We start from the raw sequence: 11,235 nt of genomic DNA on the forward strand, positions 1-11,235 counted from the left end.
AGTGAATAGTGGTTCTATTTGCTAAAAATTTCCGACTTTTTAGACCAATTTGCTGCTACCGCAGTAGGGCAGTCTATTCTCGGTCAGCCTCCTAGTACCTGACTCATTGAGTCCCTGTCAGTATCTCCTTTCTGCTGTAATTACTCCAAAGGCTCCTTTCCCGGGGCAAAGTCATAAGGTAAGGAGTGAAAACCAAATAAGTCTGACTGTTCAGCCATCAGAGTATCCTGAGGCTCTAGCCAGTTTATGGCAGCATTTACCGGAGGTGCTGAATTGCACAGCTTTTTGGGCGAAGGCTCAGTATTGGTATTGCCCGGGCTGAACATTGTTGCATCTGTTGTTACAAAGGCTATGGGTAAAGTTGCTGCGGATATTACCTGCTGCCCTGAAGTGCCGGGATAAGAGTGGAGCCTTACCGGTTTTGGAGGGCCATTTTTTTTCTTGTACGATAGCTTTGTTTTGGCTTTTAACATGGCCCTTTCATTAAAATGTTCAGTTTTGTGCCCGGGGCGTTGATGTTTATCGATATTAGTGTGATCTGGGATTGATATGCCAGCAAATGCTTCGAGTATTTCCTGATCACACTCTGAATCGCTTTCTGATTCATTTTGCGGCGTTTTTGTTGTCTGTTCAGATTTCCTGGCAAGGGGAGAAAATGCAGAGTCTTCTCCAAACAGGACGTAGTTTGATGGCGGATGTGGGGTAACCTTCAGCCCTCCGCTGGTATGTCCGATATCTGGTTTTCTTGTGGGATTTGGTTTTTTGACACCATTATCGGGTGCTTCACTCCAGAAAAGCAACGTCTTTCCAAGAGGCACGCCATTATTTTGCATAGACACACGCCAGAAGAAGTTATTTCTAAACATACTTTGATATTTTAATTCCCAATTAGTTCATTTTCTTTATGCGAAAAAATGAAAGCTGTCAGATCCCTGTCTTCGTTCGGGGTTAGCTACCTCAATAAACTGAGCTTTGGGAGTGTTGGGAAGGAACAGAGTGGGTTTCGGGTGAACCAGTCTTTAGTAAAGGTGGGGCGCGTCAACAGGCTCCGGGTTGTATTTTTCTTCTTGCTCCTTTATCAATATGTGGCTTGTGATAAAAAAGTAGTCATTTGTTTCTACTGCGGTAGGCGAAAACCGTGGTCATGTGTATCATTGTATGCGCAACTTTTGTGGTGCGTGATTGAATGTGGGGTTACATAATATTTGTACTTTCGTACTTAACACGCACGGCTTTGTAAATGATAGCTCTTTAAATTCTTTAAATGACAGTTTCATAAAGCGTAGGAGAAATTCTTATGGGCGTTTTAGTAGGCAAAAAGGCTCCTGACTTCACAGTCCCTGCTGTACTGGGTGACGGCTCTATTGTTGATGCTTTTACCCTGTCCGAAGCCATTCGTGGCAAGTACGGTCTGCTGTTTTTCTACCCTCTGGACTTCACTTTCGTATGCCCTTCTGAGCTGATTGCCCTGGATCACCGTATGAGTGCTTTCCAGGAGCGAGGTGTTGAAGTGATCGGCGTTTCTATTGACTCTCACTTTACGCACAATGCGTGGCGTAATACGCCTGTGGACCAGGGTGGTATCGGTCAGGTGAAATATACTCTGGCTGCTGATATGACACACGACATCTGTAAGTCTTATGACGTTGAATCAGAAGGTGGTGTGGCATTCCGTGGTGCTTTCCTGATCGACAAGGAAGGTCTGGTTCGCTCCCAGATCGTCAATGACCTGCCGCTGGGCCGTAATATGGATGAACTGATTCGTCTGGTTGATGCCTTGCAGTTCCACGAACAGCACGGTGAAGTTTGCCCGGCTGGCTGGAACAAGGGCGACAAGGGCATGACAGCCTCTCCAGACGGTGTGGCCCAATACCTGTCCGAGAGTGCAGATGGTCTCTAGGTTGATAAATGCCATATATACAGCCTTTTTAAAAAGTTTTTTGCAGTGGAATACTTGACTCACGGCAAAATAACCTTATCATTCGCTGCCGTTGGTTGGTGACGAGATGTCGCTGCCAGGCATAGTTCCCTGATAGCTCAGTTGGTAGAGCAAATGACTGTTAATCATTGGGTCGCTGGTTCGAGTCCAGCTCGGGGAGCCACTTATTCTTTATGTTAGTCTGTGGCTGGCATAAGAGCGGGTCGTTAGCTCAGTCGGTAGAGCAGTTGGCTTTTAACCAATTGGTCGTAGGTTCGAATCCTACACGACCCACCATTTTATTTTATGCTGAAGCATAAACCGCCCTGTAAATCGGCGGTTTTTTTATCCTGATCAATAAGGGTCAGAGATAGTCTAAGCATTGCGTTCTTTAAAAGATTCTTTGTTAAGAATGGGTCGTTAGCTCAGTCGGTAGAGCAGTTGGCTTTTAACCAATTGGTCGTAGGTTCGAATCCTACACGACCCACCATACAGCATTGAGATTTGTAAAAAGTCCCTTGTTGAAGAAACTGTTGTCAGTACAGTAAAACTGTCGATTAGTTCCCTGATAGCTCAGTTGGTAGAGCAAATGACTGTTAATCATTGGGTCGCTGGTTCGAGTCCAGCTCGGGGAGCCACTTATTCTATCTGTCAGCCTGTGGCTGATGTAAGAATGGGTCGTTAGCTCAGTCGGTAGAGCAGTTGGCTTTTAACCAATTGGTCGTAGGTTCGAATCCTACACGACCCACCATACAGCATTGAGACTCATAAAAAGTCCCTTGTTGAAGAGACTGTTGTCAGTACAGCAAAACTGTCGATTAGTTCCCTGATAGCTCAGTTGGTAGAGCAAATGACTGTTAATCATTGGGTCGCTGGTTCGAGTCCAGCTCGGGGAGCCACTTTTCTTAACTATTATGAAGTGCTGTTGTTGGTGTTTTCAAATCCTGTCGCCTTTATCTTGGCACTCACTTCTTCGACTGCACGCACAGTATGGAGTCGAGCTAGCTGCATTTCTGCCAGGTCAATCACCCTGTCTGCCATGGCAATGGTTTCCTGCCTGTGAGCAATCATTATCCGGGAGATGCCCAAATTTTTTAACACCTTGTTTACCTGCTGCTCGGAAATGGTATCTAGGTGGCTGGTCGCTTCATCCAGGAACAAAATCGCAGGGTCTGCGTATAACGCTCTTGCCAGTAATAGGCGCTGAATCTGACCTCCAGAAAGTGTATTACCCATATCACCTACCAGAGTCTGCATTCCCATTGGCATAGCCATTATTTCAGGCAGTATACCCACCTTGGCTGCACATTCTTCGATACGAGCCTGATCATGTTGGGCGGCAAAAAACGCAATGTTATCAGCTATTGAACCGGACAATAGCTGGTCATCCTGCATCACAGCAGACGCCTGCCGCCGGTAGTTTCTAAGACCAAGATGTCGTATATCTTTTCCATCCAGCAGTACCTGCCCTTTACAAGGCTGGATTAATCCCATCATAATTTTCATTAGTGTTGTTTTGCCAAATCCGGAAGGTGCAACAATCACAACAGACTCACCAGGCTGAATATCCAGGTTAATGTTTTCCAACAGCCAAGGCTCTTCATCATTGTACTTGAAGCACACATCCCTAAGGCTGATTTCTCCATTGGCTTTAGTTAGCGTGGTATGGGGGGTATCGAGATGTTCCTCATCTTCTGTCAGGGCAATATCTGCAATTCTGTCCAGATGTAAAGTGAGCATTTGGTACTCAAACAGCTTGTCTATAAACGTCTGGGCCTTTCCTGAGAATTGCTGTCGCCAGGCCAGAAACGCATAGAGCATGCCGATTGAAAAAATATTATCTAGGATCAGTAAAGCCCCCAGCCAGATCAGTACTATGTACTCCACACCACTGCTTAGGCGGTGAAAAGTGTTCCAGGCAATCTGTAACCTACCCACTCGAATATCCGCATTCACCCAGTCAGCATAACTGTTCTGCCATTTCGAGATACGAACCGCTTCCCGGTTAAATAGTTTCAGGGGCTGGATGGCTCTTACAGATTCCATAAAGTCAGAATCCTCCTTGGCAGCCATCATAATGCTTTCTTCTGTACGTGTTTTGAGAGGTCGAAAAAACGCCAATCGAAACAGGGTGTATAGCAGCACTGCTCCCAAGGCAACAGTTGCCAGTTTGGGACTATAAATATACATCATCGCCAGTGTGACGACAGCCATAAGGCCATCCGTCAGTCCCTCAATAAAGCCTGTACTCAGCATCTGGTTAACTTGGCTCAATGAGCTGAATCGAGAAACCACATCCCCCATATGTCGCTTTTCAAACCAGGGTAGTGGCAGGCGCAGAAGGTGCCGGAACAGATTGCTGGCCAGCTGAATTCCTAGATGACTACGCAGGAAAAGAATAACCCAAGACCGGATGGCAGAAGTGGCCACATTAAAGACAGTGAGTAGCAAGAAACCCAGCCCCAGAACAAAAATTAGGTCTCGGTCATTATTCATCACCACATTATCAATGGTGAGCTGCATAAAATAAGGCGTGACCAGGGCAAAAACTTCCAGCGCCAGCGCCAGGAAAAAAATTTGTACCAGACTTCGTTTCAGGCCACTGATATTGGTCCAGAGGCTTGAAAGCCCCATTTTTTTAGTTTCTTTCTTTCGTTTAAACGATGGGGAAGGCTGTAGCTCCAATGCAATGCCGGTAAACGACTTGGAAGTATCTTCCCAGTTCACATGCCGAACACCCGAACTAGGGTCGTGTATAAGAATGCCTTTGCGGCTGACTGATTTCAGCACTACAAAGTGATTCAGGTTCCAGTGCAGAATGCATGGACGACGCAATTCTTTTATTTCATCAAGATCAAGCTGCAATGCCCGGCTATTCATCAACAGCTGTTCGGAAATATTCATCAGTTGCTCCAGAGTGGAGCCACGCAGACTGACGGAAAACCTATTCCGCAGAGTATTCAGGTCAATTTCATGACCAAAGTAACTGGTCACCATGGCAAGGCAAGCAAGGCCACACTCAGCCGATTCACTTTGCAAAACAATGGGGAGTCGGCGTTTAAACCCAAAATTCAGGAGACTAAAAACTTCCATGCTGACACCCGGTGGTTATTGTTATAGCGGACTCACCCAATGGTTGTTTCTATTTTTTTAGGCATGCTCAGCCTGAAAAAAAGCTACGGCCTTTCAGACTGTAAAGTGGCTCCAGCAACCATTCAATAATGGAACGGGATTCCCCCATAAGGTCAGCACTTAGCAGCATTCCGGACTGCAAAGGGTACTGTTCACCAAAAGCTGTGACCGACTGATGGTCTAGCGCGACTGTGATTCGATAGACAGGTTCTGTCACGCTGGCTGGCGCGGGTATATCGTCAGGAGCAATAATAGTGCGAGATATATCTGAAACCTGTCCCCGATGAAAACCAAACTTCTGATAAGGAAAGGCTGGATAGCGAATCTGCACAGGTTGCCCTTTTGTTGTAAACCCGATAGCTCTGGTGGGGACATACAGCTCTGCCTGCAACTTACTCTGCTCGGGCAGGATCGCCAATATCTGGCGACCAGGAACAATGAGGCCTCCTTTGCGTACCAATACACTGGTAACCGTACCACTAACGGGAGCCGTAATCAGATAGGATGAGCGCCCCTCTGTTTCTATAGACCGCTCCCGAAGTTCTGCGATCACTGCCTGCAAAGAAGACAGGCTAACTCCTGTATCTACATCAACTCGCTCATACTGATTTCCAGCTTCCGTCAGTCGGGAGTACAGGCTGACTTTTTCTTTCTGCAGGCTTTGGAGATCTAGCTTGCTACTGAGCAGCACAGTGAGTTTGGCATTATAATCAACCTGCGTCAGGTGCCCTTTACTCAGCAGGATTTCAAGCCCTTTGAGTTCTTGCTCAAGAGTATCGGCATGTTGTTTTTGGGTAGCTATCTGCTCCGTAAGAAAACCTGCTTGGTGTTTCAGGTCTTCTTGTAACAAGGCAAGTCGTTGTTTCTCAAGTTGAGCTAGTTGTTGCTGCTGGCTGATCTGCTGTTGAAAAGAAGCAATAGCTACCTTTAGCTGTTCCTGAAGTCGCTTTTCCATACTGCCACCAACCAGTTGCCTGTCGGTTTTTACACGCAGCATGGGCGAACCTACGGTTACTTTATGTCCTTCAGTTACCAAAAGATCCACAACAGTGCCAGACTGTTCACCGATTATCCGGCTTAGCCCTTTCGTTGGTTGCAATACCCCAATGACTGTTTCTGACTTTGTATAACTGCCCCAGAGCAGGAAAGTTACTAAGGCGCACAGTAGGGTACAGACAAAAATGACTAGATAGAGATGGGGAAAAGGGTTGATAATCAGTATGCTGCCACGATCTGACCGGTGAGAATAGTTAATCACTTCCTTTCGAAATAAACTTTTCGTCTCTGACATATCCGCATAGTTCTATTCATTTTTCTGGTTAATGGTATTGACATCTTCATCATTGTGCAATTAACTTTTGTTTTGTCGGCTAGGATGTAGACAAGGATTAACAATGGAATACAAAATGAAAGAATTAGATAAGAGTGAAATCAAAGAAGTTAGTGGCGGAGTACCTAGCGCTGGAGAAGTTGGTGGTGCTGCACTCTCTGGAGCATTAACAGGCGCACTAGCAGGTTCAAGGCTAGGTTTGCCGGGTGCAATTGGTGGGGCCATCTTTGGGGCCGCTATGGGAGCAAGTATGAGATTGGCTATGTACACCATGAAATAGCTCACATCGTAACCAAAAAATTGCTGGTAGCCATTTGAAATTGTCGCTTTCATAGTTTTCTACTGGTTGCTAGCAGCTATTACGCCGGAACAACACTAACTCTCATGAAGATTAGCCATGAAAAAAATGTTTTTATTTCAACGATTCTTATCAGCCGTAGGCGCATACTCTATTTCGCTGCTACTACTTCACTACCTTGACTTTCTTCCATCAAGTAGCATTAGTGATTTAGCAATCATGGGGTTGGTTATATCATTTTCATATGCATTATTTGAAGTCTTTGCAATGGAACCATTACTTTTGAGGAGGAAATTTAAGAAATCAAGTTAGAAGAAACCTTTTTCTTGATTCCAAAATTAACAGCCCTCTTCCTGCGTAGCCCAGCCAGAGATGATTTCAGTGAATCTAGTTTCATACTTGATGCTTCATGAACCTCTCTGGGAGCATTTTTCTTTAAGGCAATCCGATTGGTGATCCAGAACAGTACGAAACTTATCCCCCCAGACGGTTATAGCTTCTCTTTTTCTCATAGTTGCCAGTCCATTTGGATGTCGGATCTTCCTGACTTGCAACGGGCCAAAGCGAATTTGCTGAGTCAATGATTTTTTCCAGTGGCCACCCCCCTTAACCAATGCCCAGAGCAACGCTTTTACCCGCCCTCTCACAAAACCTTGATGAACATGATCTGGGCTATACAAATATTAAAGTAGAAAGATAACGGCCATCAGAAATCTGTACTTCCAGCAGGTGTCGTGTCATTCTATCAGGCTGATAGAAAGTGGCCAGTCCCGCCTGTCTTGGTCGGTCTTTCAGCAACCTGAAACTGGTTCGGGAGACACTGGGCAGCTCATAGTACTCCAGCGTTATACCCCAGCTTCTGGAGACTGCCAGTTGCTCACAGGCCTCCCTGAAGAGGCGAAGGCCTCCGGTTTTATCCTGGTTTGAGCAGACTATCTCACCATAATCAACCGGCTAGCTGGGACTGTCTTTTGAGGGATCACCAAGACTGCCCGTTTCTGTTTCGGCCTCTTCTGCTGGTCGAATCCCCCCTTTGCTGGCCATGATTTGCTTGCTGCTCCCCTTCATAAACCAGTTCAACATCGGGGTCCACAGCGTATTCAAACGTCACTGGTCGAATTTCAGCAAAGCGGGTATGCCGTCCAGTTCCAGCATCATCTTCCTGTTCGTCAATCTCCAGTGTTTCAGGTGTACCCAGTAAAAACAGGTGAAGCAGAAGCCTGAACTCCGCCATTTTTGACAGGTTGTTTCCGTGCAGGGTGAGAGAACAAAGGTTTGTAGCCATGATCTGGCAGCCGGGTAAATCCCAGCACCTCCCTAACAAATACCGTATTCCCCCATATAGGGCCTGCATATTCCACCTTCATACCCGGAAGATCGGGTATATCCATGATGAAGGTAAACCGCCTGTATGTTTGGGATACCCTGCTTTCCTGTTGCTCCACCATATGCCGGTAAACGCTGGAGAACAATCTTGACGGTTCCGGATGTAACAGCAACCAGATTAAATGATACAGAACCTGCGGATTATCGATCAGATACAGAGGTGTTTCTTCTCTGAACTTTATCTCAGCCTGCCCCTGAAATGGCCTGTGTTGATTCACCGGTGCTAACTGGTTGAGACCTGCAGGCATAAACAACTGTCGGGCAATAGGCTTGTTTCGAATCAGTAACGCTCTCGCTAGTTCGATAACAGGCAAAACATAGTTTCTGTTACCTTGTCGAAAAACATACATCTGTTGCTGACAAAGTTCTGGCTGAGAGTAGAGAGGCCACAGACTGGCAGGGATGGCATTCGCAGCAGTCTCTACCTTCCAATCACTCTTGCCGGGCAGGGTTACCCAAAAGGTTTCATCTGCTGGCATGGGCTCAGGTATTCGATCCTGAAACCACTGCCCAATCCGCAAATCAGCTAAAGCTTCGACCCTGAAATAGTGCGGACTCAGTTCTGCTTGCTCATTCTGCAGGTAAGCAACCAGCTTCCAGCCCTGATTAGGCTTTAAAAAGAGATTACCGAGGTATATCAGTCTATGGCGCAATGGCACTGACTTAAGCTCACTTCCCTTGGTATTTCTTGAGTCTGCGTGCCTGCGACCTTGAATGTTGGAGCCTTTTATGCGGTTTTCATGGTCGTTTTGATGACATCAAAATCAATCTCGACGTGCCAGCGTTTCAGATACAGCGCAATGATCTCTGTCCGGGGATACTCCTCAGCATCCAATAAAGTGGTGATGATGGTGCGACGTTTGTTCTTGACAGCACGGATTACCAGCTCTGCAGGCATCTGATCATAAAGCTCCTGACTCATCTACTCAGGCCGGACTGGTCTTGTTAATTTGAATAATCCAACCTTGCTACCCAGCTTGTGATCGCATTTCCGGAAATCAATATGGCGGGCACCATTTTTCTCGAAAACCACGTCAGCCTTGGCTTGTAACAGCAAAGCCAACAGGAAGTAGTTCTCAAAATTCGCATCACCTAACAGGATGTCGCCATCCTGCAGATGGGAGAACAATTTCCTGAGCAAAGCTTGTTCTCCGGTTTCTTTCCCTTCGTAGGCAGCCACAGCAAAATCAAGCAATGCGCCACTGCCAAGACATATTAAAACAAGAATTCTGAGAATCGGGAAACCAAGCCCTTTTTTTGAGTGCCAGGCTGAGGATATTCTTTCTGATTTTTCTCGGTGTCAGGCATCAACAATGTTGAATCATCAGTAAGCAGTACACGACGTTGATGCCATAGCCATGATTCTGGTGAGGCGTGATCAAGGCTATTGCCAGATATGCGCAGCAAACCTCTTACGGATACTTCACTCAACCGTTGCCTCGCTTTGCAATATGCGCTGGTGTCAGTGTTGGGCACCTTGTTCTTGTTGCCCTTGACAACCTGGTCTCTCGCTTCATCAATGAGGGCGTGGCGGCATGACTTGGTGTCGCTGGCCACCTGTCGCATGAACAAGATTAATGTTTTGATGGGTGGAAAATCCCTTACCCTGCAGCCGGGGTAACAATTCTGAAAAGAGTTAAGGTCATCAGAGGTAAGGATTGATGAAAATTCATCACTTTCAGTCTGTGCAAATTGGTGAAGGCATTCATCTGCGAGGGACAGAAACTCTTGGCTACACTTGTTCATGGCTTGCTCGGAAGGGAAATATTTAGGTTTGTGACTCTTTATAGTCGCTTCTTTCCGAGTAAGCCTTGAATTATCAAGGGCTGAGGCCTTAAGTCAGTGCCATTGGGGTAACACCAGGTTTCTGGCAGCGCCATCTCCCCAGCCTGCAACCGGTAACCAAGCGAGGTAGGCACCAAATACCAGGGAAAGAATCGCCGTCAGCAACCGCTTGAGAATTATAGGAGAACATGGACAATTCGCTCTTTCCTCTGGAGTTCCCTCTTCGTTTTGTTATTCATGACCATCCGTGGCACACGACAGCTTTTGAGCGCACTCCTGCTGTACAACAGCAGGAGGCTGTCCAGTTACTTAATAGAAAGGTATCGGGCCCGATGGATATCGGAGACGTTATCAATCCAGCCATCAACCTTCGGACTTATCAGGTTTTTGGATACATAGTGGTAAATAGGTGCATTCGACTTATCATAACCCGCTTGTTTCATCAGCTTTTGCGCTTCGGCGACACGCTCGGCCTGATTCATTCCTTTCCAGCTGACTTCAGGAGATGAGCCGTAGTCGCCAGTATCGGGTGGTACAAAGCTTTATGCCGCTACTTCACCCGTTCTCAACACTTTTTCAGTGAGAATTTTGCGATCAATGGTCATCGCCAGTGCCCTCCGGACACGCAGGCCTTTCAGCGCATCATCATCGAGGTTAAGAGGGTAGTAATAAACGCCGAGATACGGTGCGATGCGCACGTAGTCCGGCATGTTTTTCTCCAGCCATTTCAGGTCTGAAGAAGCAAAGTCTGTTTGAATATCAACCTCGCCAGCCCGAACTCGCTTCAGTACAGCTGAACGGTCTTCCTGTGGGTAGTAAAGCAGTTCATCCAGCGATACATTCGCAGCGTCGTAGAATTGCGGGTTTTTTTCCAGGCGAATCTGAGCGTTAGGTGTCCACTCACTCAGAGTGAACGCGCCATTGCTGACCATGTTGCTATCTTTTGCCCAGTTTTTACCCAGCTCTTCGATTTTGTGACTCGGAACAGGGAAGGCGGTGTAATGGGCCAGCTGTGCAATAAAGTAAGGGGCCGGGCCGGAAAGTGTAATTTCGAGTGTACTATCATCAATGGCTTTTACTGCAAGCGCTTCAGGACCTGTCTTGCCGGTGTTGTACTCTTCAGCACCTTTGATGGTGTAAAGAAGGGAAGCATAACCCGCAGCAGTTTCAGGCTTCAGGATACGTTGTCCGGAGTGGTTAGCAATGTGCCGGAAAGCGCAATAGAAACAGCCAGCAAGCCAGCTTTAAGTTGCTTGAATTGTTTGATTTTCACGGGTGCTACTTCCTCTTTTCATGGTCTTCTTATGTAGTAAGTATCGACAGTCTACTTAAGCCCGGAGGGTATCCATGCTCAACAACGTAGCGATATATAGAAGTACGAAGTCG

The 11,235-nt window shown here is 46.7% G+C and carries 12 protein-coding genes and 6 tRNA genes; 9 read left to right on the forward strand and 9 right to left on the reverse strand.

Features of this window, described 5'->3' with window-relative positions; genetic code table 11:
- Window positions 1–140: 140 nt before the first annotated feature.
- Window positions 141–833 (reverse strand): hypothetical protein, encoded by a 693-nt coding sequence (locus ACO6V1_RS19790; protein ID WP_422468153.1) that lies wholly within the window; start codon window positions 831–833, stop codon window positions 141–143.
- Between the two features lie 464 nt (window positions 834–1,297).
- Between ACO6V1_RS19790 and ACO6V1_RS19795 the strand changes: the two genes are divergently transcribed.
- From ACO6V1_RS19795 to ACO6V1_RS19825, 7 genes are all read left to right on the forward strand, one after another.
- Window positions 1,298–1,900: a peroxiredoxin gene (locus tag ACO6V1_RS19795; protein ID WP_101746706.1), complete on the forward strand. Its 603-nt coding sequence runs from the start codon at window positions 1,298–1,300 to the stop codon at window positions 1,898–1,900.
- 126 nt (window positions 1,901–2,026) lie between these two features.
- Window positions 2,027–2,102 (forward strand) — tRNA-Asn (locus ACO6V1_RS19800).
- A gap of 37 nt (window positions 2,103–2,139) precedes the next feature.
- Window positions 2,140–2,215 (forward strand) — tRNA-Lys (locus ACO6V1_RS19805).
- A 117-nt stretch (window positions 2,216–2,332) separates the two neighbouring features.
- Window positions 2,333–2,408: transfer RNA gene (locus ACO6V1_RS19810), tRNA-Lys, on the forward strand.
- Between the two features lie 72 nt (window positions 2,409–2,480).
- Window positions 2,481–2,556: transfer RNA gene (locus ACO6V1_RS19815), tRNA-Asn, on the forward strand.
- 37 nt (window positions 2,557–2,593) lie between these two features.
- Window positions 2,594–2,669, forward strand: a tRNA-Lys gene (locus ACO6V1_RS19820).
- A 72-nt stretch (window positions 2,670–2,741) separates the two neighbouring features.
- Window positions 2,742–2,817: transfer RNA gene (locus ACO6V1_RS19825), tRNA-Asn, on the forward strand.
- 13 nt (window positions 2,818–2,830) lie between these two features.
- On the opposite strand, the gene ACO6V1_RS19830 is transcribed toward ACO6V1_RS19825, so the two are convergent.
- Complete coding sequence (locus ACO6V1_RS19830) at window positions 2,831–4,915, reverse strand: peptidase domain-containing ABC transporter (protein WP_422468159.1); 2,085 nt, start codon at window positions 4,913–4,915, stop codon at window positions 2,831–2,833.
- Here ACO6V1_RS19830 and ACO6V1_RS19835 point away from each other — a divergent pair.
- Window positions 4,892–5,038: a hypothetical protein gene (locus ACO6V1_RS19835; protein ID WP_422450569.1), complete on the forward strand. Its 147-nt coding sequence runs from the start codon at window positions 4,892–4,894 to the stop codon at window positions 5,036–5,038. The genes ACO6V1_RS19830 and ACO6V1_RS19835 overlap by 24 nt on opposite strands.
- Before the next feature lie 40 nt (window positions 5,039–5,078).
- On the opposite strand, the gene ACO6V1_RS19840 is transcribed toward ACO6V1_RS19835, so the two are convergent.
- Window positions 5,079–6,095, reverse strand: coding sequence for an HlyD family secretion protein (locus tag ACO6V1_RS19840; protein WP_422450131.1), 1,017 nt, complete (start codon window positions 6,093–6,095; stop codon window positions 5,079–5,081).
- A gap of 349 nt (window positions 6,096–6,444) precedes the next feature.
- Between ACO6V1_RS19840 and ACO6V1_RS19845 the strand changes: the two genes are divergently transcribed.
- Window positions 6,445–6,660 carry a Blp family class II bacteriocin gene (locus ACO6V1_RS19845; protein WP_422450132.1) on the forward strand — a complete coding sequence of 72 codons (216 nt, stop codon included), beginning with the start codon at window positions 6,445–6,447 and terminating at the stop codon, window positions 6,658–6,660.
- A 997-nt stretch (window positions 6,661–7,657) separates the two neighbouring features.
- On the opposite strand, the gene ACO6V1_RS19850 is transcribed toward ACO6V1_RS19845, so the two are convergent.
- From ACO6V1_RS19850 to ACO6V1_RS19875, 6 genes are all read right to left on the reverse strand, one after another.
- Window positions 7,658–7,963: a hypothetical protein gene (locus ACO6V1_RS19850; RefSeq protein ID WP_422468155.1), complete on the reverse strand. Its 306-nt coding sequence runs from the start codon at window positions 7,961–7,963 to the stop codon at window positions 7,658–7,660.
- Window positions 7,964–8,791: 828 nt separating this feature from the next.
- Window positions 8,792–8,986, reverse strand: coding sequence for a hypothetical protein (locus tag ACO6V1_RS19855; protein ID WP_422450134.1), 195 nt, complete (start codon window positions 8,984–8,986; stop codon window positions 8,792–8,794).
- Window positions 8,987–9,244: a hypothetical protein gene (locus ACO6V1_RS19860; RefSeq protein WP_422450135.1), complete on the reverse strand. Its 258-nt coding sequence runs from the start codon at window positions 9,242–9,244 to the stop codon at window positions 8,987–8,989.
- 35 nt (window positions 9,245–9,279) lie between these two features.
- Window positions 9,280–9,630, reverse strand: a complete 351-nt coding sequence (locus tag ACO6V1_RS19865) for a hypothetical protein (RefSeq protein ID WP_422468157.1) — start codon at window positions 9,628–9,630, stop codon at window positions 9,280–9,282.
- A 524-nt stretch (window positions 9,631–10,154) separates the two neighbouring features.
- Window positions 10,155–10,331: a hypothetical protein gene (locus ACO6V1_RS19870; protein WP_422450137.1), complete on the reverse strand. Its 177-nt coding sequence runs from the start codon at window positions 10,329–10,331 to the stop codon at window positions 10,155–10,157.
- A gap of 60 nt (window positions 10,332–10,391) precedes the next feature.
- Window positions 10,392–11,054 carry an ABC transporter substrate-binding protein gene (locus ACO6V1_RS19875; protein ID WP_422450556.1) on the reverse strand — a complete coding sequence of 221 codons (663 nt, stop codon included), beginning with the start codon at window positions 11,052–11,054 and terminating at the stop codon, window positions 10,392–10,394.
- Window positions 11,055–11,235: the final 181 nt, after the last annotated feature.

It is taken from the genome of Endozoicomonas sp. ALC013 (assembly GCF_049310205.1).
GTDB lineage: Bacteria > Pseudomonadota > Gammaproteobacteria > Pseudomonadales > Endozoicomonadaceae > Endozoicomonas.